We start from the raw sequence: 23,326 nt of genomic DNA, 5'->3' as shown, positions 1-23,326 counted from the left end.
CGCGACAGGTCAGACCCCGGCGCCGAGCACCGCGGTGACGCGCTGCGGGTCACCGCAGACCACGAGCAGGGCACCCGCTCGCGACCGGGCGACCGGAAGGGCGCGGGCGACCGCCTCGTCGTCACCGCCGTTGACGGCGACGATCACCACGGGGCGGGCGGCGACCCGGTCCACGGCGGCGGCGTCCGCGAAGAACACGTCCTCGGCGGAGTCCTGCTGGGCCCAGTAGGCGGACTCGCCGAAGGTCAGCTCGTGCGCGGCCCACGGGTGACGGTCACCGGTGGTGAGCACCAGGACGTCGCCGGGTGACCGGCCGCTGTCCAGGAGCAGGTCGAGGGCCTCCTCGGCGGCGTCGAGGGCGCCGTCGGCCGGGGCCGGGATGAGCTGCAGCTGCGGGCCACCGTCGGCGGAACGATTCTCCGCACGGTTCTTGGCCGCGGGCGGACCCGGGACGGGCCGCGGGGCCGGCGGGGCGGGGCGGGCCGGGCCGGGGCCCGGTCGACCGGGACGCGGGGAGGCCGCCGAACGCGGGCCGGGTACGGGACGTGGGGTCGGCGCGGGGCGGCCGGCGGCCGCGGTGGCGCTAGGACCCTGGGCGCTCTCGTGAATCTGAGGCTCCTCGGGAGGGAGAGGCATGGGTGGATGTCTATCAAATGCCGTTTCGGACGGCACCGTCGGGTGGGCACACACGTGCGCCCCCGGTCCTGCGGGGCCTCTTCGGTGAGGTCCCGCGGCCGGAAGATCAGAAGTCGAAGCCGAGTTGGCCCCCGCTCTCCAGAGCGGCCGCCTCCGCGGAGAGACGGACCTTCTTGAGGTGGCGCCATCGGGGCATGGCGTCCAGGTAGGCCCAGGAGAGCCGGTGGTACGGGGTGGGTCCCAGCTCCTCGAGCGCGGCCTTGTGGACGGGCGAAGGGTAGCCCGCGTTGGCCGCGAAGCCGTACCCCACGCAGTCGGGGCCGGTCTCCAGCAGGGCCATCATGGCGTCCCGCCGCACCTTGGCGATCACGGAGGCCGCGGCGACGGCGATGCAGGACTGGTCGCCCTTGATCACCGTGCGGACCTGCCAGGGGCTGCCGAGGTAGTCGTGCTTGCCGTCGAGGATCACCGCGTCCGGCCGGACCGGGAGGCCGTCGAGGGCGCGGACGGCGGCGAGACGCAGGGCCGCGGTCATCCCGAGTTCGTCGATCTCCTGCGGGGACGCCTCACCGAGCGCGTAGGCGGTGACCCAGCGCTCCAGCTCGGCGGCGAGCTCGGCGCGCCGCTTGGGGGCGATCAGCTTGGAGTCGGTCAGTCCCTCGGGGGGACGGCGCAGACCGGTGACGGCCGCGCACACGGTGACGGGCCCGGCCCACGCCCCGCGACCGACCTCGTCGACCCCGGCGACGATCCTGGCGCCCGTGGTGGCTCGGATCGACCGCTCGACGGTGTGAGTAGGGGGTTCGTACGGCATGGCGCCTGACAGGTTACGCCGCCGGGTACCGCACGCGGTACCCGGATTCCCGTCAAGCGCTCCGCCTCCCTGCCGCGGGGCCGGTCAGGCCGGCGTCGAGCGCACCAGCGGAACCATGATCCGGTCGATGACATCGGCCATCTCGGCATCGGTCCATTCGCTGCCGCACACCTTGGAGCGGTACATCATCAGCGCGGGGATGACGTCGAGCACGAGGTCGTCGAGGGCGCCGGGGCGCACCTCTCCCCGCGCGACACCACGCTCCAGAACCTGTGCGAAGAGCCGTTTCGACGGTCCGACGACACCCGTCTCGATCAGGGTGCGGAAGCGCACGGCGGCCTCCTCGTCGCACTCGTGAAGCACCGCGCGCAGGGCGAGGCCGGGGCGCGAGTTCATCACGTCGCGGACGCGGCAGCAGAGCTCGTACAGCTCCTCGCGGACGTCGCCGAGGTCGGGGGCCTCGTCGAACCGGGGCAGTCCGGCCTGGAGGGCGTCGGCGACCAGATCTTCCTTGGACGGCCAGCGGCGGTACACCGCGGCTTTGCCCGTCTGCGCACCGAGCGCGACACGCTCCATGGTCAGGCCGTTCCATCCGACGCTGCTCAGCTGGTCGAGCGCGGCCTCCAGGATGGCGCGTTCGAGCACCGGTCCACGTCTGCGCGGCGCCGCTCCGTCCGGCCGAGCGGCGGCCGCGGAGCGCGAAGTCATCATCAGGGTCTCTCCGTTGGGGCCGAGGCGATCCACCGGCAGCACGCAGTGAACGGTTGCGTTCACTGCGGGGGACTCACTACCGTGAAGAACAGTGAACGGTCACGTTCACTAATTCTTCCGTGGGGGGTCCATAGTGACAACAACTCCGGTCGAGACACAGGCCGAGAACGGCCTGTCCGGCTCCGGGGGCCGGCCGGGAATCGCATTGACGGTCATCGCCGCCTGCCAGCTGATGGTCGTCCTCGACGCCACGATCGTGAACATCGCGCTCCCGCACATCCAGGACGCGCTCTCCTTCTCCACCACCGACCTGTCGTGGGTGCTCAGCGCCTACACGCTCACCTTCGGCGGTCTGCTGCTGCTCGGCGGACGGGCCGGGGACATCCTCGGCCGCCGCCGGGTCTTCATGGCCGGCATCCTGCTCTTCACCCTCGCCTCGCTGCTGGGCGGCTTCGCGCAGGAACCGTGGCAGCTGCTCGCCGCGCGGGCGCTGCAGGGCGTGGGCGGCGCGATCGCCTCGCCGACCTCGCTCGCCCTGATCACCACCACCTTCCCCGAGGGCCCGGAACGCAACCGGGCCTTCGGCGTCTTCTCCGCGGTCTCGGCCGGTGGCGGCGCGATCGGCCTGCTCGCCGGCGGCATGCTCACCGAATGGCTGGACTGGCGCTGGGTGCTCTTCGTCAACGTGCCCATCGGCCTGCTGATCGCCTTCCTCGCTCCCCGGTACATCAAGGAGTCGGAACGCCACCCCGGCCGGTTCGACATCGCGGGGGCGGCGACGTCGACCCTCGGCATGACGGCCCTCGTCTACGGCTTCATCCGCGCCTCGGAGAAGGGCTGGAAGGACTCGCTGACGATCGGCTCGTTCGTCGCCGCTGCGCTCCTGCTCGTCGCCTTCGCCCTGGTCGAGTCGCGCGCGAAGGAACCGATCACGCCGCTGCGGATGTTCGCCGACCGGAACCGCTCCGGCACGTACATGATCATGCTGAGCCTCGCGGCCGCCATGTTCGGCATGTTCTTCTTCATCGTCCTGTGGGTGCAGGACGTGCTGGGGTACTCCCCCATCGCGTCCGGCCTCGCGTTCCTGCCGGTCACGGTGGCCATCGTGACGGGCGCCGGGCTGTCACAGCGGTTCCTGCCCACCGTCGGCCCGAAGCCCTTCATGGTGACCGGTTCCACGATCACCGGCCTCGGCCTGCTCTGGCTGACCTTCATCGACGCGGACAGCGGCTACGCCGGCGGGGTGCTCGGCCCGATGGTCCTCTTCGGCTTCGGCATGGGCCTCAACTTCGTCACCCTGACGCTGACGGCCGTCTCTGGGGTGTCGCAGCGCGAGGCGGGCGCCGCGTCCGGGCTGCTCAACGCGACACAGCAGGTGGGCGGCTCGCTGGGCCTGTCCATCCTGGTGACGGTCTTCGGCACGGCGAGCCGTACCGAGGGCGAGAAACAGGTGGCGGACTTCCTGGCCACCGCGACACCCCAGCAGCGGGCCGACTTCCTGCGCACGAAGGAACTCCCGGCGCCGTGGGGCCACGAGGTGCTGACCTCGGGCATCGCGTCCGCCTTCACCGCGGGCGTGGCGATGGTCGCGGTCGCGCTGCTCACCGCGGTCCTGGTGATCCGGGTCCGCAGGAGCGACCTGGAGGCGCTCAGCGGCAAGGCCGAGGCGGCGGGCCCCGTCGCCTGACGGCCGGATCGGCGACCGGCGGCGGCCCGGACCCCGTGGGGTCCGGGCCGCCGTCGCGCTCAGCTCCGGGGCGTGCCCCGCGGCACCCAGGCGGGCAGGTCCTCGGTCCGTTCCAGCCAGTCGGCCGGGGGCGCGCCCGCCGCCGAGGAGGCCACCACGCCGCCGGCGATGGCGCACGTGGTGTCGACGTCCCCGCCGACCTGCGCCGTCGTCCAGAACACCGTCTCGAAGTCGCCCAGCCCGCGGGCCGCCGACCAGAGGGCGAACGGCACCGTGTCGTGAGCGCTGGTCCGCCGGCCGCTGCCGAGCACCGCCGCGACGGTCCCGGCGTCGCCGTAGTCCAGCATGTCGCGGGCCCTGCGCAGCCCGGCCCCGACCGCGCTGCGCGGCACCAGCGCGATAACCCCGTCGAGCAGCGCCTCGGGAGTGGGCGGACCCGTGGGCGCGGCCGCGAGGGCGGCCGCCGCGGCGACCGCCATGGCACCGACGACGGCCTCACGGTGCTGGTGGGTGGGGTAGGCGGAGATCTCCGCCTGATGGGTGGCCTGCTCGGGGTCGTCGGCGTACCAGGCACCGAGCGGGGCGATACGCATGGCGGCGCCGTTGCCCCAGGAGCCCTGCCCGTTGAAGAGCGCGGCGGACAGCTCGCGCCAGTCGCCGCCCTCCCGGATCAGCCGGAGCATCCGGTTGACGGCGGGCCCGTAGCCCCGGTCGAAGTCGTGGTGTTCCGCGAAGGAGGCGGCCAGGGCGTCCTGGTCGATGCGGTCGTGCCGGGCGAGAACGGCGAGGACGGAGCAGGCCATCTCCGTGTCGTCGGTCCACTGCCAGGAGCCGGGCGGCAGTTCGCGCCGCTTCAGGAGGGGGTAGTGCGCGGGGACGAAGAACTGGGAACCCAGGGCGTCCCCCACGGCCAGTCCGCGCAGACTGGCGAGGGCGCGGTCGAAGCGCCGGTCGAATGAGGAGTCAGCGGTCATCGGTGCGCCACTCTATCCGGTGGGGCCGTACGGTTCCGGGGTACACCAGCGTTCGAACGGGCGGTCCAGCCGATAGCGTCCGTCCTCCCCGAGGAGCAGGATCCGGGTCTCCGCGTTGCCCGGATTCGACAGCGACTCGAACTCCGCGACACTCCAGTGAAACCACCTCATGCAGAACAGCCGCATGGTCAGACCGTGGGTGACCAGCAGGACGTTCGGCGGGTGGTCGGGGGCTTCGAAGCTGCGGTAGAGGCTCTCCAGGAAGGCCCCGACCCGGTCGTAGACGTCGGCTCCGGACTCTCCCTGGGCGAAACGGTAGAAGAAGTGGCCGTACGCGTCCCGGTAGACCTTCTGGAGCCGGACGTCCTCCCGGTCCTGCCAGTTCCCCCAGTCCTGCTCCCGCAGCCGCGGCTCCTCCCGGACCCTGACCCGTCCGGGCGGCAGCCGGAAGGCGTGCAGGGTCTCGTGCGTGCGGCGGTAGGGCGACACGTACACACTGACCGCCTCGTCGCCGAAGAGCTCCCGGAGCCGCTCCCCCGTGGCCTCCGCCTGCCGCCGCCCGGTCTCGGTGAGCCGGAGGGCATGGTCCGGCTCCCGTTCGTAGACGGTGTCGTCGACATTGCCTTCGGACTCTCCGTGCCGTACGAGAACGATGCGCCGCGGTCGTGCCATGCTCCGACCCTAGAGGGCGTCACCCCGTTCGGCTCAGCCGAGGCTGCCCCTGGAGTCCATCCGGCCTATCCCCGCACCGAGACCGCACCGCGCGCACTCCGCCGGAAGGCGTCGCGCGGGCTGCACGCTCAGACGGTCCAGGCGGGCTCGAGCCGCACCACGTCACCCGAGAGGGCGGCCACGTCGGCCTCGGTCTGGGCCCGCAGGCCGAGGCGCTCCACCCGTTCCTCGCGGTACTTGCCGTGCTCCGCGACGGAGTTCCAGAGCGAGAGCACCAGGAACTCGTGACCGGGCGCCTCGCCGAACAGCCCCCGCAGCATGCCCGGGGATCCCGCCATCGCCGGGTTCCACACCTTCTCCTGCATCAGCGCGAAGTGCTCCACGCGCTCCTCGTGGACACGGCAGTGGGCCACCCGTGCCACGTCCGCGTCGGAGAACTTCGGCTCGAAACCGGTCTTCACGTCGAAGCGGTGGTCGAACAGCCTGACCTGGGCGTCCTTGTACGTGCCGGACTGCGCCGCGGCCAGCCGGTCGTGCGAGCGGGCCATGAACGAGTCGTAGAAGGCCCGGCTCTCCCAGAAGGAGAAGACGTGCGCGATCTCGGGACGGGCCCGGCTCCAGCCGCCGCCCTGCCCACGGAAGCCCGGCTCCCCGAGCAGCCCCGCCCACTTCCGCTGCCCGCGCTCGAAGCCTCGACGGTCCACGACGGCGCAGCGAATCCACTTGACCAGCACCGCGCCATCGTACGGGTCGGAGGAGCGCCCCGGCAGTCCGTCCTCACAGACGGAGGACCGGCGTGAACCCCCGTCAAGCACCCGCCGTTTCCCGCCAGTCGGGCGTCGAGATCCGGCACGTCCCCGCCCGGGAGCCGCACTCGGCGGCCCGCGCCGCCCCAACTGTCGTACCCGCGTGACACCATGAAGAAGGACCCGGTGAGAGGGGTCCTCGCGGGGAGACGGGGAGAGGGGAGACACCGTGAGCGGACTCAACAAGGGCGTCGGCAAGGTCGAGGTGGCGCTCAGGTGGGATCCGGCGCCGGCGGGCGAGCCGGCGCACGACCTGGATCTCGTGGCGGCCGTCTTCACCGCCGACGCCCCTCACGGCGCGCCCGCCCAGCTCGTCCACTTCGGCAGCCGCTCCCCCGACGGGACGATCACCCTCCACCGCGACAGCCGTACGGGACAGGGCTTCGGCTACGACGAGGCGATGACGCTCGAACTGGACCGGCTGGCCGACCGGTACGTCCGGGTGGTGGTCGGTGTGGCGATACAACAGGGCGGCGGCCGCGTGGTGTTCGGCCGTATAGCCCAGGCCTCCGTGCGCGTCAGCCAGGGCTATACGGAACTCCTGACGGACGACTTCACCGCCGCGTCCGACGCCACCGCGGCGACCGTCGTGGAGTTCGTCCGCGACGCCTCCGCGGGCTGGACCCTCCACCCGCTGCCGCGGGGCTTCGACACGGACCCGCAGACCTTCGGTTCGCTCATGGGCACGCCGCGCGCCTGACCCTCCGCCCGCCCGGCACGACGAAGGGGACCGACCATCGGTCGATCCCCTTCGCGGGCCTTCGGATCAGCGGCACATCAGCCGCGGATCAGACGTGTCAGCTGCAGCCGCTGGTCGAGCCGCAGCCCTCGCAGATGTAGCAGGAGCCGGCGCGCTGCATCTTCGTACCGCAGGAGAAGCAGAGCGGGGCGTCGGCGCTGATGCCGAGCTGCATCTCGACGAGCTCCGCCGAGGTGTGCGCCTGCTTCGGGGCCGGGACCTCGGCCTTGGCGACCGGGGCCGGCGCGGCGACGGCCTTCAGCTCGGTGGCGACCGGGGCGGACTGGGCCAGCCCCTCGACGTCGACGTCGTCCTCGGACGGCTCGTAGGAGCCGGTCTCCAGGTGGCGCTGGCGCTCCTCGGCGGAGTGGATGCCGAGGGCCGAGCGGGTCTCGAAGGGCAGGAAGTCCAGCGCCAGGCGGCGGAAGATGTAGTCGACGATCGACTGCGCCATCCGGACGTCCGGGTCGTCGGTCATGCCGGCCGGCTCGAAGCGCATGTTGGTGAACTTCGAGACGTACGTCTCCAGCGGCACGCCGTACTGCAGACCGACGGAGACGGCGATGGAGAAGGCGTCCATCATGCCCGCGAGGGTCGAGCCCTGCTTCGACATCTTCAGGAAGACCTCGCCGAGACCGTCGTCCGGGTAGGAGTTGGCGGTCATGTAGCCCTCGGCGCCGCCGACGGTGAAGGAGGTGGTGATCCCCGGGCGGCCCTTCGGGAGGCGCTTGCGGACCGGGCGGTACTCGACGACCTTCTCGACGGCCTCGCGGATCGTCGCCTCGGTCTTCGCGGTCACCTCGGCCTTCTCGTCCTCCTTCTTCTTGGCGGAGAGCGGCTGGCCGACCTTGCAGTTGTCGCGGTAGATGGCGAGCGCCTTGACGCCCATCTTCCACGCCTCGAAGTAGACCTCCTCGACGTCCTCGACCGTCGCCGTCTCCGGCAGGTTCACGGTCTTGGAGAGGGCGCCGGAGATCCAGGGCTGGATGGCGGCCATCATGCGGACGTGGCCCATCGCGGAGATGGAGCGCTCGCCCATGGCGCAGTCGAAGACCTCGTAGTGCTCGGTCTTGAGGCCGGGGGCGTCGATCACGTTGCCGTGCTCGGCGATGTGGGCGACGATCGCCTCGATCTGCTCCTCCTGGTAACCCAGGCGGCGCAGGGCCTGCGGGACGGTGCCGTTGACGATCTGCATCGAGCCGCCGCCGACCAGCTTCTTGAACTTGACCAGTGCGAGGTCGGGCTCGAGGCCGGTGGTGTCGCAGGACATCGCGAGACCGATGGTGCCGGTCGGGGCGATGACCGACGCCTGGGCGTTGCGGAAGCCGTTCTTGGCGCCGAGGCGGACCACGTCCTGCCAGGCCTCCGTGGCGGCGGCCCAGATCGGCGAGTCCAGGTCGTCCATGCGGACGGCCTTGTCGTTGGCGTCGGCGTGCTGCTTCATGACGCGCTGGTGCGGCTCGGCGTTGCGGGCGTAGCCGTCGTAGGGGCCGACGACCGCGGCGAGCTCGGCGGAGCGCTTGTACGAGGTGCCGGTCATCAGGGAGGTGATGGCGCCGGCGAGCGCGCGACCGCCCTCGGAGTCGTACGCGTGGCCGGTCGCCATCAGCAGGGCGCCGAGGTTGGCGTAGCCGATGCCGAGCTGGCGGAAGGCGCGGGTGTTCTCGCCGATCTTCTGGGTCGGGAAGTCGGCGAAGCAGATGGAGATGTCCATCGCCGTGATGACGAGCTCGACGACCTTGGCGAAGCGCTCGACGTCGAAGGACTGGTTGCCCTTGCCGTCGTCCTTCAGGAACTTCATCAGGTTCAGCGAGGCGAGGTTGCAGGACGTGTTGTCCAGGTGCATGTACTCGCTGCACGGGTTCGAGCCGTTGATGCGGCCGGACTCGGGGCAGGTGTGCCAGTGGTTGATCGTGTCGTCGTACTGGATGCCCGGGTCGGCACAGGCCCACGCGGCCTCGGCCATCTTGCGGAAGAGCGCCTTGGCGTCGACCTCCTCGATGACCTCGCCGGTCATGCGGGCCCGCAGTCCGAACTTGCCGCCGGACTCCACGGCCTTCATGAACTCGTCGTTCACGCGGACGGAGTTGTTGGCGTTCTGGTACTGAACGGACGTGATGTCGTCGCCGCCCAGGTCCATGTCGAAGCCCGCGTCGCGGAGGGCGCGGATCTTCTCCTCCTCCTTGACCTTGGTCTCGATGAAGTTCTCGATGTCCGGGTGGTCGACGTCGAGGATGACCATCTTGGCGGCGCGGCGGGTGGCACCACCGGACTTGATCGTTCCTGCGGAGGCGTCGGCGCCGCGCATGAAGGAGACCGGGCCGGAGGCGTTGCCGCCGGAGGAGAGCAGCTCCTTGGAGGAGCGGATGCGGGAGAGGTTCAGGCCGGCGCCGGAGCCGCCCTTGAAGATCATGCCCTCTTCCTTGTACCAGTCGAGGATCGACTCCATGGAGTCGTCGACGGACAGGATGAAGCAGGCGGAGACCTGCTGGGGCTGCGGCGTGCCGACGTTGAACCAGACCGGCGAGTTGAAGCTGAAGATCTGGTGCAGCAGCGCGTAGGTGAGCTCGTGCTCGAAGATCTCCGCGTCGGCGGGCGAGGCGAAGTAGCCGTAGTCCTCGCCGGCCTTCGTGTAGGTCTTCACGATGCGGTCGATGAGCTGCTTGAGACCGGTCTCGCGCTGCGGGGTGCCGACGGCCCCGCGGAAGTACTTGCTGGTGACGATGTTGACCGCGTTCACCGACCAGAAGTCGGGGAACTCGACGCCGCGCTGCTCGAAGTTGATCGAGCCGTCGCGCCAGTTGGTCATGACGACGTCACGGCGCTCCCAGTTCACCTCGTCGTACGGATGCACGCCGGGGGTGGTGTGGATGCGCTCGATCCGCAGGCCCTTGCTCGCCGCCTTGGCTCCCTTGGTGCGGGAACCACGTGCCGGGCCGCTCGCCGTCTCTGTCATGCCGCCTCCCATATACGGGCAAAACACCCTTTGGCGCCCAGATAATCCCAGAGCACCGTCGTCTGTACTACGTTCTGTACTGCTTGACCCACGGGCACCGCACAGGTCGCCCGGGGCAGGTCTTCACGGCCGTGCCACGGCCGGTGGCCGGGCCCACGAGGGCCCGGATCGCCGTCAGTCGGCGGCACCGGCGGGAACGGGCACCTCCGGGGCGCCGGTCCCGCCGTTCTCAGCGGGAGGCCGCACGCGGAGTTCCGCGATGGCGGCCTCGAAGTCTTCGAGCCCCTCGAACGCCTTGTAGACGGAGGCGAAGCGCAGGTACGCGACGAGGTCGAGCTCCTGCAGCGGCCCGAGGATGGCCAGGCCCACGTCGTGCGTGGTCAGCTCGGCGCTTCCGGTGGCGCGCACCGCCTCCTCGACCCGCTGGCCGAGCTTGGCGAGGGCGTCCTCGGTGACCGGTCGCCCCTGGCACGCCTTGCGGACGCCAGAGATGACCTTGGTACGGCTGAAGGGCTCGGTGACGCCGGAGCGCTTGACCACCATGAGCGAACAGGTCTCCACCGTCGTGAAACGGCGGGCGCAGTCGGTGCACTGGCGACGGCGTCGGATCGACGTCCCGTCATCGGTGGTGCGGCTGTCCACGACCCGGCTGTCGGGGTGCCTGCAGAAGGGGCAGTGCATCGGTTACGACCCTCTCCTCATGGCACGACTGACAGCCTCGCGCGGCCCGTCAGGGCCCTCGAAGCGACCACCAGCATAGGCGATGGACGGCACCCCGGCAGACCGGGGACCACTATCCCTGGGTGGCCGATGACATCCAACCACTAGATCTTGGGTTGGGGCCGTTGCGACGCCCCCGCGTGTCGCGGGCCCCCCGGAGCCGCGCCCGTGCTCCACGGATGGGAGACTGGGAGGGCGCGCCGGGGCCCGGGAACCCAGCGGCGAAGGCTACCGTAAGGGCGGGACCGGTCCCCGGGGACCCACTCCCATACACCCCCACCCGCACACCCGTAAGGCAATCTGCGGATTTTCACTCGAACGTGTGTTTGGCGCAACCTTTCGAAAGCTACTACCGTTGTGCCAGCCAGGGAGACCATTCGAGAGGGGCCGACGACGTGACCACCACCGCAGACAGCGCCACCATCACCGCCCAGGACCGCTCCCAGGGCCGACTCGAGCCGGTGCACGCGATGAACGACACAGCCATGAACGGCGAGGAGCCCGGGCGACCCGCCCGAGCCCTCCCCGGCAGGCCGCCAGGCATCAGGGCCGACAGCTCCGGTCTCACCGACCGCCAGCGCCGGGTCATCGAGGTCATCCGCGACTCGGTCCAGCGGCGCGGCTACCCGCCGTCGATGCGCGAGATCGGCCAGGCGGTGGGCCTGTCCAGCACGTCGTCCGTGGCCCACCAGCTGATGGCCCTGGAGCGCAAGGGATTCCTCCGCCGCGACCCGCACCGCCCCCGGGCGTACGAGGTCCGCGGTTCGGACCAGCCGAGCACCCAGCCGACCGACACCACCGGCAAGCCGGCCGCGTCGTACGTGCCCCTCGTCGGCCGGATCGCGGCCGGTGGCCCCATCCTGGCCGAGGAGTCCGTCGAGGACGTCTTCCCCCTCCCCCGGCAGCTCGTCGGCGACGGCGAGCTCTTCGTCCTCAAGGTCGTCGGCGACTCCATGATCGAGGCCGCCATCTGTGACGGCGACTGGGTCACGGTCCGCCGCCAGCCCGTCGCGGAGAACGGCGACATCGTCGCCGCCATGCTCGACGGCGAGGCCACGGTCAAGCGCTTCAAGCGCGAGGACGGGCACGTCTGGCTCCTGCCGCACAACGCCGCGTACCAGCCCATCCCCGGTGACGAGGCGACGATCCTCGGCAAGGTCGTCGCCGTTCTGCGGCGGGTCTGACCACCTCGCCGGCTCCGACCGGGCCCCGGGAACCACTGCGCCGGTCCCGGGGCCCGCTGTACGTCTCACACTCCTGGCTCACCTCCGGCCCCGGCATCCGCCGGGGCCGGAGGTGCGTGCGCTCGCTCCTGGACCTCAGGCGCCGTCCGCCTTCGCGGCGGCGTCGATCGCGGCCAGCGACTTCCGCACCTGGTTGCGGTCGGTCGTGTACCAGAAGTCGGGCATGGACGCCTTCAGATAGCTGCCGTACCGCGCGGTGGCGAGCCGCTGGTCCAGTACGGCCACCACGCCCCGGTCGCCCGTCGCCCGGACCAGACGGCCCGCGCCCTGGGCCATCAGCAGCGCCGCGTGCGTCGCCGCCACCGCCATGAAGCCGTTGCCCCCGGCCTCCTCGACCGCCTTCTGCCGGGCGCTCATCAGCGGGTCGTCGGGGCGCGGGAACGGAATCTTGTCCATGACGACCAGCTGACAGCTGGCCCCCGGCACGTCCACGCCCTGCCACAGCGACAGGGTGCCGAACAGGCAGGTCTTCGGGTCGGCGGAGAAGTTCTTGATCAGCTCCCCTAGGGTGTCCTCGCCCTGGAGCAGGATCGGGAACTCGGGGATACGGGTCCGCAGCTCCTCCGCCGCCAGCTGGGCCGCCCGCATCGAGGAGAACAGCCCGAGGGTCCGCCCGCCGGCCGCCTGGATCAGCTCCGTCAGCTCGTCCAGCATGTCGCCCCGGTCGCCGTCCCTGGCCGGCTTGGCCAGGTGCTTGGCGACGTACATGATCCCCTGCTTGGGATAGTCGAACGGCGAGCCGACGTCGATGCCCTTCCAGACGGGCAGGTCGTCCCCCGTGGTGCCCTCGGGCGCGAGGCCCAGGGAGGCACCCACCCCGTTGAAGTCACCGCCGAGCTTCAGCGTGGCCGAGGCGAGGACGACGGAGCGCTCGGTGAAGAGCTTCTCCCGGAGCAGCCCGGAGACCGAGAGCGGCGCGACCCGCACCGAGGCGCCGAAGCGGTCATGGCGCTCGTACCAGACGACGTCGTACTCGGAGCCCTGGGTGATCCGCTCCGCCACTCCGTGCACGGTCTCGACCGAGGCCATCGCCTGCTTGCGCACCGCGTCCTCGTCCTGCACGGCCCGGTCCCGGGTGTTCCCGAGCGCGGTGATCACGGCTCGGGCCGCGTCCCGCAGCGCCGCCAGCGCGTACGCCAGGTCCTCCGGGAGCTTCTCCAGGCGGCCCGGCAGCGCCAGCTCCATGACCCGCTCGAAACCCTCCGCGGCGGTCTGGAGCTGGTCCGCGACCTTCTCGTCCACGAGCTTGGCGGCCCGGCGGACCGCCCGGTTCACCTGCCCCGGGGTGAGCTCACCGGTGGCGACACCGGTGACCCGGGAGACCAGCTCGTGGGCCTCGTCGACGATCAGCACCTCGTGCTGGGGCAGCACCGGGGCGCCTTCGATCGCGTCGATGGCGAGGAGGGCGTGGTTGGTGACGACGACGTCGGCGAGCTTGGCGCGCTCGCGGGCCGCCTCGGCGAAGCACTCCGCCCCGTAGGCGCACTTGCTCGCGCCGAGGCACTCCCGGGACGAGACCGAGACCTGGGCCCAGGCCCGGTCGGAGACGCCGGGCGTCAGGTCGTCCCGATCGCCGGTCTCCGTCTCGTCCGCCCAGTCGCGCAGCCGGAGGAGGTCCTGGCCGAGCTTGCTGGTCGGCGCGGCCGCCTCGAAGGGGTCGAACAGGCCGTCCTCCTCGTCCTGCGGGACCCCCTCGTGGAGACGGTGCAGGCACAGATAGTTCGACCGGCCCTTGAGCATGGCGAACTGGGGGCGGCGGCGCAGCTGCGGGTGGAGCGCGTCGACCGTCCGCGGCAGGTCGCGCTCGACGAGCTGGCGCTGGAGCGCCAGCGTGGCCGTGGCCACCACCACCCTCTCCCCGTGCGCGAGCGCCGGCACGAGGTAGCCGAGCGACTTTCCGGTGCCGGTGCCCGCCTGGACGAGCAGGTGGGAATTGTCGTCGATGGCCTCGGCCACGGCCTCGGCCATGGTGACCTGGCCGGGCCTCTCGGTGCCGCCGACGGCGGCGACGGCGGCGTGGAGGAGGTCGGGGAGGGATGGCTTCGTCATAGCGTTCCCAGCCTACGGGGCGGCACCGACAGCGGGGGCACGCACGGCGATCACGCCAGGGGGTTGGGGACGGTGCCGTGGACGGCGGCGTGGGGGCGGTCGGAGCGGTCCCGGTAGCCGTCCATGTGCAGGCGGTTGCGGTTGAGGCAGAGCCGTTCGATCCGGGGGGTGAGCAGGTCGAAGAGCTCGAACCGGTCCTTCAGCTCGGGGAAGCGTTCCTGGTGGCGGAGGATCTCGGCGCGGACGAGCGCCCAGAAGTCGGCTTCGGAGACGTCGAGTTGTTCCTCGCACAGCGGGGCGAGGTAGCGGAAGACGCCGACGAAGAGCCCCGAATGGATGAACTGGGTGAGGAAGCCGGGCTCCTCGGTGAGGAGGACGGCACGGACGTCGTCGGGCATCGCGTCGTGTTCGGGGAGCGGGTGGGCGCTGATGTTGACGTCGTCGACGAAGTCCTTGATCGCCAGTCGGACGGGGACGTCCTGTTCGTCGTAGACGACGATCGCGTTCTCCCCGTGCGGGGAGAAGACCGTGCCGTAGCGGTAGAGGAAGTGGAGCAGCGGCGGCAGCAGGGCGGCGAAGAGCCGCCGCAGCCAGGCGGCGGGTGCCAGTCCGGAGCGCTCGACGAGCGCGGCGACGAAGGCGCGGCCGTCGGGGTCGGTGTGCAGCAGCGAGGCGAGGGTGCGGGCGCGCTCGCCGGGCGGCAGGCGCAGGGGTTCGCGCCAGATCGCGCCGAGCAGTTCCTTGTACTGGTACGGGACTTCGGGCAGCCGGTCGTAGAGGGGGTGCTCGACGGTGACGGAGGCGACCTCGCCGAGGAGGATCACGCCGCACTCCCGGTGGAGGAAGGGGTCGGCGTCGCGCAGGCCGTGCACCCAGGCGGTGACGGCGGGTGCGGCGAGGGTGCGCTCGGTGGGGAGTCCGCGCCAGACGAGGGTGTTGAGCACGGAGAGCGGCAGCTTGACGGTGTGCCGGTCGGGGCGGCTGGTGTTGAGGAAGGTACGGATCGACTGCTGCGGCAGGCGGAGGTCGTCGTCGGCGGGGAGCGGGACGATCGCTCCGGAGGCGATGGCGGGGGCGAAGAGCGGGAGGAGGATCTCGTCCCACTGCCAGGGGTGGACGGGGAGCAGCAGATAGGCGTCGGGATCGAGGCCGCGGGCGGTGAGTTCGGCGCGGAAGGCGTCCCGGACGGGCGGGTCGAGTTCGCGGGCGTAGAGGCGGTCGGGGGTGTCGAGTCCGGTCACGCCGCGGTAGGCGGCGAGGCGGTTGCTGACCGCGATCCACGGGAGGCGGGTGGCGCGGCGTGCCTCGGGTGCCCAGCGGGCGGCGTCGCCGGCGGAGAAGCCGATGCGGCCCTTGTTGAGGACGAGCCAGGGGTGCCCGGTCTGGTGGCCTTCGAGTTCGGCGTACGGGAGGTCGGCGAGGCGGTCCGCGGTCAGGGCGGTGTGGACGAGGCGGGCCTCGGCGGCGAGGGTGGCGGAGAGTTCGCGGATGAGGTGCCCGAGGGTGGCGCCGTCGAGTCCGAGGAGGCGGCGGGCGCGGACGAGGAAGGCGAAGGGGTCGGTCAGCGGCCGGTCGTCCAGGGTGATCGTGTCGGGTGCGACGCGCCAGCCGCCGTAGGCGCCGCGGCGGGCGGTGAAGGCGAGCTCGGCGCCGTCGTCGAGGGTGAGGACGTACCGGTCCGGGGCGTCGCCGTCGGCGGGGACGGGTTCGAGGATCTCCTCGTAGGCGAACTCGCCGAGGGCCTTGGCGAAGGTGCCGGCGGCGGCACGGGCCCAGGCGGCGGGGTTGAGCTCGGGGGGCGCGAGCAGTTCGGGGGCGGGTGCGGGGGGTGCCGCGGGTCCGGAGGTCGCCGCGGGTCGTGCGGAGTCGTGGGGTGCTGGGGACGTCGTCACAAAGACTCCTCGAAATCGGGAACCGCTGTGGGTCGAGCGGTGTATCAAGGACAGAGAGTGGTCACAGAGCGTGACGGATGGAGCGGTCGCGGATCATGAGCGCGGCTCGTTTGTCGGGCAGGTCGATTTCCGCGGCGTAGCGGAAGCCTGCGCTGAGGAAGGCCGAGACGGAGGGGGTGTTGCGGATGTCGGGTTCGGCGACGACGCGGGTGCAGCGGGGACGGTGGGCGAGGACGAGATCGGCGACCGCGCGCAGGAGCGCGGTGCCGATGCCTCGGCCTCGGTCGGCGGCGCCTCCGAGGAGGAGATGGACGCCCGTGTCGTCCGGACGGGCCGGGTAGGCGCGGGCGAGCGGGTCGAGATCGGCTCGGTAGAGCTCGAAGTAGCTCATCGGGGTGGAGTCGAGCACGCCGAGGCAGGGGACGCTGCGGCCGTCGCCTTCGAGCTGGGCGCAGATGTGGCGCGCGGTGAGGAACGCGGGTCCCGCGAGCTGCCAGAAGGCGGCGACGGCGGGGTCGTTCATCCACCGGGTGATCAGGGACAGGTCCTGGGCCGGGCGGACGGGCACGAGGCGGAAGGCGCCGAAGGGGGTGTCCGCCGGTGCCCAGGAGGCGACCGAGTCGAGCAGGTCGCCGCCGGGTCGGCCGGCCGGGGCGGTGTCCGTGTCGGTGGTGATGTCCGTGCCGTGGGTGCCCGACGCGGTGGCCGTGGTGCCGGCTTCGTGTCTGTGGTCCGGATGTAAGGACATGGGTGGGTCTTCCGGGGTCGGGCGTCCCTTCGGTGGGTGGTGGAGGGACGCGCGGGCGGGTGCGGGCCGCGGGCGGCCGGGGGTGGGCCGCCCGGGGCTCAGGAGCGGAGGGGGTTGGTGATGGTGACGTAGACGGACTGGGTGTCGACGGGGCCGACGAGTTCGTCGAGGCCGTGGAGACGGGTGAGGAGGTTGGCCTTGCTGCGGAGGGTGGCCGCTTCGAGGAGGCGGTGCGGAAGCGGGGAGCCGAGACCGGTGGCGGAGGTGAGGAAGGAGCGGAAGGCGGCGAGCAGGATCCGCTCGTCGGCGAGGTGCTGGGCGCCGAAGGCGCCGACCAGGCCGAGGACGTTGTTGATGCCGAGGTAGTAGGCGAAGCGCTCGTCCGTGACCTGGTCGGAGACGAAGGTGTCGCTGTGGGCGCCGATGCCGGGGAGGCGGGCCTCCAGCTCGGCCCGGTGGGACTCGCGGAAGTAGTAGCCCTGGTTGTCGCGATAGCGGCCGCCGGCGGGCCAGCCGTCGGGGTCCAGGAGGACGAGGGTGTTCTGCTGGTGGGCTTCCAGGGCGATGCCGGCGTGGCCGTCGAGCCAGAGGACGGGGCGGACGACCTGGTCCAGGTAGCGGAGGAACCACTCGGCGGAGACGGCGGCGACCGGTCGGCCGGTGCGGGCGGCGAGGCGGCCGATGAGGTCGGCGAGCCGGGAGCTCATGCCGGTGCTTCCGGGCCAGGGGCGGGGTGCGGTGAGGGCCGCGAGGCAGACGGCGTCGTCGCCGGGGCCGAAGGGGTTGTGCCGGATCATCAGGTCGAGGCCGGGGACGGGGGTGCCGTCGGGGGCGTCGACGGCGAGCCAGGCGGGGTCGCGGACGATGTCGAAGCCGGGGTGGGCGGCCTGCCACTCGTCGACCAGGCCGGTCCGCAGGAGGCGGTGGACCTCGACGCCGCGGTGGAGCTCCTTGCGCAGGTTCTCGCGGCGGGAGTTGGTGATGCGCAGGCCGAGGGAGAGCTTGAGCATGGCGCGGGCGCCGGGGCGGTGGACGGTGCGGACGGAGGAGGTGGGGTGCCAGTGGCTGCCGTGCGGGCCGAGGTCGTGGAGGAGGCCCCGGTCGAGGAGGACGCGGATGTCGGGGCGGTGCAGGAGTTCGCGGGCCTGCCAGGGGTGCAGGGGCAGGGGGGCGGTGCCGGCCGGGTGGGCGAGCCCTTCGGCGAGGCCGGCGGTGAGCTGTTCGGCGGTGACGGCGCGGCCCTGTTCCGTCCAGGCGGAGTCGGAGGCGAGGAGGGAGCGGTCGACGGCGAACCAGTGGAGGGGGAAGGAGCCGTGGAGTTCGGGCGAGTAGAGACGGGCCTCGGCCTCGGAGAGTCCTTCGCGGCTCTTGGGGGTGGGGTGGAGCGGGTGGCCGAGGAGGAGGGACTGTTCGGCGGCGAGGAAGAGGTCGGCGTCGGGGCGGGGCCGGGGGTCGCGGCGGCGGGCATCGAGGAAGTCGGCGGTGCGGCGGGCGGAGTCGGCGACGCGGCCGACGAGTTCGGTGGCCTCGGGGCGGCCGGTCTCGCGGCTGAGGAGGGCGGCGAGGGTGACGGCGTCCACGGCCGGGGCCGTGGAGGGGAGGCCCTCCAGGGTGGGGGTGCCGAAGCGGTGCCAGCCGGTGGGAGACCAGTAGCGGACGGGGACGAGGAGGGCGGTGCCGCTGGCGTCGAGGGGGACGCGGAGGGTGGACGTCTCGGGGGCGGGGAGGTTCTTCTCCCGGACCCAGCAGCGGAGGAGGTTCTCGAGGGCGGCGGCGTCGGCGGCCCGCTGGGGGTCGGGGTCGTCGAGCGGGTCGGCCGTGGGGGCGGCGGGCGGCCGCGGGCCGGTGACCGGGTCGGCGCCGGGGCGGGACGGCCGGAGGGGGGCGGGGCCGATGTGCTGGCGCGGGACCGTGTGCTCCTCGGTGTCGGGGTGGGTCTCGGTCTCGGGCACCTGGGAGGTGGGGGTGGCGTTCACGCGGGATTCCTTGGAGAGGGGGCCGGGGGCGGTCCGGGTCAGTGGGACGGTCCGGGGGCGGTCCGGTGGGGGGCGGGCGGCCCGGGACGGTGGGCCCGCTCGGCGGCGGCGAGGGCGTCCGCGAAGCGGTCCAGGACGGCGGTGGCCTGCTCGTCGGTGAGGGTGAGCGGGGGAAGGAGGCGTACGACGGCGGAGTGGCGGCCGCCGAGTTCGACGATGAGCCCGCGGGCGAGGCACTCGCGCCGGACGGCCCGGGCGAGGGCCGGGGCGGCGGGCGGGACGGGATCGTCGGGTGCGGCGGCCTCGGGGTCGACGAGCTCGACGCCGATCATGAGGCCGCGGCCGCGGACGTCGCCGACGCAGGGGTGGGCGGCCTGGAGGCCCTGGAGCCGGCCGAGCATCCGGGCGCCGAGGGTGGCGGCCCGTTCGGCGAGCCGGTTCTCGCGGACGTACGTGAGGGTGGCGGTGCCGGCGGCCATGGCGAGCTGGTTGCCGCGGAAGGTGCCGGCGTGGGCGCCGGGCTCCCAGGCGTCGAGTCCGGAGCGGTACACGATGACGGCGAGGGGGAGGGAGCCGCCGATGGCTTTGGAGAGGACCATCACGTCCGGGACGACGCCGCTGTGTTCGACGGCCCAGAAGGCGCCGGTGCGGCCGACGCCGGTCTGGACCTCGTCGACGACGAGGGGGATGGAGTGCCGGGCGGTGATGCTCCGGACGCGGCGCATCCAGGCGTCGGGGGCGGGGAGGACGCCCCCTTCGCCCTGGACGGCCTCGACGATCAGCCCGGCCGGGGCGGCGACGCCGCTCTTGGGGTCGTCGAGGAGCGTCTCGGTCCAGCGGGCGGAGAGTTCGGCGCCGCGCTCGCCGCCGACGCCGAAGGGGCAGCGGTACGACTGGGGGTACGGGAGCCGGGTGACGCGGACGTCCTCGGCGCCGCCGGAGACGGCGAGGGCGCCGGCGGTCATGCCGTGATAGGCGCCGGTGAAGGCGAACAGGCCGCGCCGGCCGGTGGCGGTGCGGACCAGTTTCAGGGCGGCCTCCACGGCGTCCGTGCCGGCGGGGCCGCAGAACTGGACGCGGGCGTCGGCGGCGAGTTCCGGGGGGAGGGTGGCGAACAGCTCGGAGGTGAAGGCGTCCTTGACCGGGGTCGCGAGGTCGAGCACGTGGAGCGGCGCCCCGGAGTCGAGGACCCGGTGGATGGCTTCGAGCACGACCGGGTGGTTGTGGCCGAGCGCGAGGGTGCCGGCGCCGGAGAGGCAGTCGAGGTAGCGGCGGCCGTCGGCGCCCTCGATGGTCAGGCCGCGGGCGCGGACCGGGACGATCGGCAGCGAGCGGGCGTAGGTGCGGGCGCTGGACTCGCGTTGGGCCTGCCGCCGCAGGATGGCCTCGTAACCGCCCCCGGCCACCGTGCCGTAGCCGCGCCGGGTCGCTGCCGCGGGCTTCCCTGCCGGCTTCCCGGCCTGCTCGGCCGGCTCGGCCGGCTCGGCAGGCTCCCGGTCTCCGGTGCGCTCCGCCGCGATCTCTGCCTCGGTCGCGTCGGGCTCGGGGACCGGGGGACGGGTGGGTGCGGTGGCTGGAGCTGATTCGGTCACGGCCACGGCTCGGTGTCCTCCCGCGATAACAGTTGCGTTGCACATCGGGGACCGCCGGACCGTGGCCAATGGCCGCTCCGGGCGCCGCCGTTGTGTCCCCCGTCCGTACCAACGACGGGAACTGCCGGGGAACACGGGCCGGAGGGAAGATCCTTGGCGTGGCGCGGATCACGGCATGACAACGGCCGTACCGGCTCGGGAACCGGCGCCGGGGCGCGTACCGTCCCCTCCGGCACCGGCATAGTGGGGGCCGTCGTTCCCGTGTCCGTCCGACACGGGTGCGACCGAACGCTCAGACATGCACCAGTAGATGTAGTCCCAGGGGGATCACGAGATGCGATCGATTCGTCCGCTGCTGATGGCGGCGTCCGCCGTCGCGGCGCTGACGCTCACGACGACGGCCTGCGGCCCTACCGAGGAGAACGCGGGAGACAAGCCCAGTGCGCCGGTGAACGAGAACCCGGTCGACAAGATCAAGATTCCGGAGGACCTGAAGCAGCGGCTGAAGGACCACGGGATCGACATCGACAAGTGGCGCCAGGGCGAGTGGCGGAACTGGGACAAGGACAAGTGGCTTCGTGAGGCGAAGGACTTCGTCAACCCGATCATCGAGGACCTCTGGGACCCGGACCGTATGCGGGACGCCGAGCGTCCCGAGCGGCCGGTCGAGGAGGAGGACATCTCGGGCGACGAGGGTGTCACCGACCCGACGCCCGACCCGGTGAAGGCGAAGCCGGTGCAGGCGAAGTACCACGACAACTCGCCCGCCTCCGGCAAGGTCTTCTTCGACGGGCCCGACGGTTCCATGGTCTGCTCGGCGACCGTGGTGAAGGACCCGGCCCACCCGGGCAAGTCCAACCTGGTGTGGACCGCCGGCCACTGCGTCCACAAGGGCAAGGAGGGCGGCTGGTACCGGAACATCGCCTTCGTCCCGTCCTACAACGACGCCGCGATGGAGACCTCGGCGCTGGAGAAGGCGTCGCGTGAGCAGATCGCCCCGTACGGCGTGTGGTGGGCGGACTGGGTGAAGACCTCCGACGAGTGGATCGCGCAGGGCGCGTCCACCGGCGGCGCGGGCGCCCCGTACGACTTCGCGGTCATCCAGGTGACCCCGGAGAAGGGCGCGTCCGGCAAGTCGCTGGAGGAGACCGTCGGCACGGCCCTGCCGGTCGAGTTCAACGCCCCGGCGGTGCCGAAGATCGCGTCGATGACCGCGACCGGCTACCCGGCGGCGCCGCCGTTCGACGGCCAGAAGATGTTCCAGTGCGCCGACAAGCCGGGCCGGCTGTCGCTGAAGGCGGAGCAGCCGACGATGTACCGCATCGGCTGCACGATGACGGCCGGTTCGTCCGGCGGCGGCTGGGTCGCCCAGGGCCAGGACGGGCAGCCGGCGCTGGTGTCGAACACCTCGATCGGCCCGTCGACGGCCGGCTGGCTGGCGGGTCCCCGACTGGGTCCCGAGGCCAAGGCCATCTTCGACGAGGTCAGCAAGAAGTACGCCGGCCAGTAGGCAGGCGCGCGTGAGCGCGTGCGAACGGCGCCGGCCCCCTCCCGTGATCGGGAGGGGGCCGGCGCCGTGTACGGGTCGTGCTCAGTGCGCGGCGGGGACGTACGGCGCGAGCGCCGCCGCCAGCTCCTCGTGCACCCGGGCCTTGAGCAGGGTGCCCTCCGGGGTGTGCTCCTCGGAGAGCATCTCGCCCTCGGCGTGGACGCGGGAGACGAGACCGCCCTGCGTGTAGGGCAGGAGGACCTCGATCTCCACCTCCGGACGGGGCAGCTCGCGGTCGATCAGGGCGAGCAGTTCCTCGATGCCGGCGCCCGAGCGGGCGGAGACGGCCATGGAGTGCTTCTCGACGCGGAGCAGTCGCTGGAGGACCAGCGGGTCGGCCGCGTCGGCCTTGTTGACGATCACGATCTCCGGCACGTTCACCGCGCCGACGTCGCGGAAGACCTCGCGCACGGCGGCCAGCTGCTCCTCCGGGGCGGGGTGCGAGCCGTCCACCACGTGCAGGATGAGGTCGGCGTCGGCGACCTCCTCCATGGTGGAGCGGAACGCCTCGACCAGGTGGTGCGGCAGGTGCCGGACGAAGCCGACGGTGTCGGCCAGGGTGTAGACCCGGCCGGACGGCGTCTCGGCCCGGCGGACGGTCGGGTCCAGGGTGGCGAACAGCGCGTTCTCCACCAGGACGCCGGCGCCCGTGAGGCGGTTGAGCAGGGAGGACTTGCCGGCGTTGGTGTAGCCGGCGATGGCGACGGACGGCACCTTGTTGCGGCGCCGCTCCTGCCGCTTGACGTCGCGCCCGGTCTTCATCTCCGCGATCTCCCGGCGCATCTTCGCCATCTTCTCGCGGATGCGGCGCCGGTCGGTCTCGATCTTGGTCTCACCGGGACCACGGGTGGCCATGCCGCCACCGCCGCCGCCACCCATCTGCCGGGAGAGCGACTGACCCCAGCCGCGCAGGCGCGGCAGCATGTACTGCATCTGCGCGAGGGCGACCTGCGCCTTGCCCTCTCGGGACTTGGCGTGCTGGGCGAAGATGTCGAGGATCAGGGCGGTCCGGTCGACCACCTTGACCTTGACGACGTCTTCGAGGGCGATGAGCTGGCCGGGGCTGAGCTCGCCGTCGCAGACGACGGTGTCGGCACCGGTCTCGATGACGATGTCCCGCAGCTCCTGGGCCTTGCCGGAACCGATGAAGGTGGCCGGGTCGGGCTTGTCGCGGCGCTGGATCACGCCGTCGAGGACGAGGGCGCCCGCCGTCTCGGCGAGGGCCGCGAGCTCCGCGAGGGAGTTCTCGGCGTCCTGCACGGTCCCCGAGGTCCAGACGCCGACGAGCACGACGCGCTCCAGGCGCAGCTGCCGGTACTCGACCTCGGTGACGTCCTCGAGCTCGGTGGAGAGGCCGGCGACGCGGCGGAGCGCCGCGCGCTCGGAGCGGTCGAACTGCTCGCCGTCCCGCTCTCCGTCGATCTCGTGGCTCCAGGCGACGTCCTCTTCCATCAGGGCATCGGCCCGAAGGCTCTCGGTGCGGCGCGACTGCGCGAAGCTCTGCTCGTCCTGGGAAGGGGAAGAAGAGGAGGTCATTGGATCCTTACGTCGGTTGGAACGA

General features: G+C 72.1%; 18 protein-coding genes. 4 read left to right on the top strand and 14 right to left on the bottom strand.

Annotated elements, in window-relative coordinates; genetic code table 11:
* Positions 1-9: 9 nt before the first annotated feature.
* The 3 genes from ABFY03_RS27735 to ABFY03_RS27725 form a co-directional block, all read right to left on the bottom strand.
* Entirely contained in the window at positions 10-636 is a 627-nt protein-coding gene (locus ABFY03_RS27735) for a hypothetical protein (RefSeq protein ID WP_346171062.1), read from the bottom strand.
* Between the two features lie 106 nt (positions 637-742).
* The gene (locus tag ABFY03_RS27730; protein WP_319008787.1) at positions 743-1,450 is read right to left on the bottom strand and encodes a ribonuclease HII; all 708 of its coding nucleotides are present in this window, start codon (positions 1,448-1,450) and stop codon (positions 743-745) included.
* Between the two features lie 84 nt (positions 1,451-1,534).
* Complete coding sequence (locus ABFY03_RS27725) at positions 1,535-2,161, bottom strand: TetR/AcrR family transcriptional regulator (RefSeq protein WP_346172316.1); 627 nt, start codon at positions 2,159-2,161, stop codon at positions 1,535-1,537.
* 133 nt (positions 2,162-2,294) lie between these two features.
* Here ABFY03_RS27725 and ABFY03_RS27720 point away from each other — a divergent pair, with 133 nt between their 5' ends.
* On the top strand, positions 2,295-3,848 hold the full coding sequence (locus ABFY03_RS27720) for an MFS transporter (protein ID WP_346171061.1): 1,554 nt from the start codon (positions 2,295-2,297) through the stop codon (positions 3,846-3,848).
* Between the two features lie 59 nt (positions 3,849-3,907).
* Here the strand turns inward: ABFY03_RS27720 and ABFY03_RS27715 are convergent, their stop codons facing one another.
* The 3 genes from ABFY03_RS27715 to ABFY03_RS27705 form a co-directional block, all read right to left on the bottom strand.
* Positions 3,908-4,822: an ADP-ribosylglycohydrolase family protein gene (locus tag ABFY03_RS27715; RefSeq protein WP_346171060.1), complete on the bottom strand. Its 915-nt coding sequence runs from the start codon at positions 4,820-4,822 to the stop codon at positions 3,908-3,910.
* A 12-nt stretch (positions 4,823-4,834) separates the two neighbouring features.
* Complete coding sequence (locus ABFY03_RS27710) at positions 4,835-5,494, bottom strand: histidine phosphatase family protein (RefSeq protein ID WP_319008784.1); 660 nt, start codon at positions 5,492-5,494, stop codon at positions 4,835-4,837.
* Positions 5,495-5,622: 128 nt separating this feature from the next.
* Entirely contained in the window at positions 5,623-6,228 is a 606-nt protein-coding gene (locus ABFY03_RS27705; RefSeq protein WP_319008783.1) for a YdbC family protein, read from the bottom strand.
* Between the two features lie 241 nt (positions 6,229-6,469).
* On the opposite strand from ABFY03_RS27705, the gene ABFY03_RS27700 reads away from it, so the two are divergent.
* Positions 6,470-7,000, top strand: a complete 531-nt coding sequence (locus tag ABFY03_RS27700) for a TerD family protein (RefSeq protein ID WP_346171059.1) — start codon at positions 6,470-6,472, stop codon at positions 6,998-7,000.
* A gap of 97 nt (positions 7,001-7,097) precedes the next feature.
* Here ABFY03_RS27700 and ABFY03_RS27695 read toward each other — a convergent pair whose 3' ends face one another.
* Entirely contained in the window at positions 7,098-9,995 is a 2,898-nt protein-coding gene (locus ABFY03_RS27695; protein WP_319008781.1) for a vitamin B12-dependent ribonucleotide reductase, read from the bottom strand.
* A 174-nt stretch (positions 9,996-10,169) separates the two neighbouring features.
* Entirely contained in the window at positions 10,170-10,676 is a 507-nt protein-coding gene (gene nrdR / locus ABFY03_RS27690) for a transcriptional regulator NrdR (protein WP_319008780.1), read from the bottom strand.
* Between the two features lie 434 nt (positions 10,677-11,110).
* On the opposite strand from nrdR, the gene lexA reads away from it, so the two are divergent.
* Entirely contained in the window at positions 11,111-11,899 is a 789-nt protein-coding gene (lexA, locus tag ABFY03_RS27685; RefSeq protein ID WP_031010805.1) for a transcriptional repressor LexA, read from the top strand.
* A gap of 135 nt (positions 11,900-12,034) precedes the next feature.
* Here the strand turns inward: lexA and ABFY03_RS27680 are convergent, their stop codons facing one another.
* From ABFY03_RS27680 to ABFY03_RS27660, 5 genes are all read right to left on the bottom strand, one after another.
* Positions 12,035-14,008: an ATP-dependent DNA helicase gene (locus ABFY03_RS27680; RefSeq protein WP_319008779.1), complete on the bottom strand. Its 1,974-nt coding sequence runs from the start codon at positions 14,006-14,008 to the stop codon at positions 12,035-12,037.
* A 50-nt stretch (positions 14,009-14,058) separates the two neighbouring features.
* Complete coding sequence (locus ABFY03_RS27675; protein WP_386723580.1) at positions 14,059-15,900, bottom strand: IucA/IucC family protein; 1,842 nt, start codon at positions 15,898-15,900, stop codon at positions 14,059-14,061.
* Between the two features lie 61 nt (positions 15,901-15,961).
* The gene (locus ABFY03_RS27670) at positions 15,962-16,648 is read right to left on the bottom strand and encodes a GNAT family N-acetyltransferase (RefSeq protein WP_346171058.1); all 687 of its coding nucleotides are present in this window, start codon (positions 16,646-16,648) and stop codon (positions 15,962-15,964) included.
* 98 nt (positions 16,649-16,746) lie between these two features.
* Positions 16,747-18,624, bottom strand: a complete 1,878-nt coding sequence (locus ABFY03_RS27665; protein ID WP_346171057.1) for an IucA/IucC family protein — start codon at positions 18,622-18,624, stop codon at positions 16,747-16,749.
* 38 nt (positions 18,625-18,662) lie between these two features.
* A complete protein-coding gene (locus ABFY03_RS27660) occupies positions 18,663-20,222 on the bottom strand; it encodes a diaminobutyrate--2-oxoglutarate transaminase family protein (protein WP_428838196.1) in 1,560 nt (519 codons plus the stop codon).
* Positions 20,223-20,550: 328 nt separating this feature from the next.
* Here ABFY03_RS27660 and ABFY03_RS27655 point away from each other — a divergent pair, with 328 nt between their 5' ends.
* Entirely contained in the window at positions 20,551-21,726 is a 1,176-nt protein-coding gene (locus ABFY03_RS27655; protein ID WP_319008776.1) for a trypsin-like serine peptidase, read from the top strand.
* A gap of 81 nt (positions 21,727-21,807) precedes the next feature.
* Here the strand turns inward: ABFY03_RS27655 and hflX are convergent, their stop codons facing one another.
* A complete protein-coding gene (gene hflX, locus ABFY03_RS27650; protein WP_319008775.1) occupies positions 21,808-23,301 on the bottom strand; it encodes a GTPase HflX in 1,494 nt (497 codons plus the stop codon).
* Between the last annotated feature and the right edge of the window lie 25 nt (positions 23,302-23,326).

This window comes from Streptomyces roseofulvus, assembly GCF_039534915.1.
Lineage (GTDB): Bacteria > Actinomycetota > Actinomycetes > Streptomycetales > Streptomycetaceae > Streptomyces > Streptomyces roseofulvus.
The sequence above is the reverse complement of the archived record's forward strand: the minus strand, read 5'-3'. Positions and strand labels throughout refer to the sequence as shown.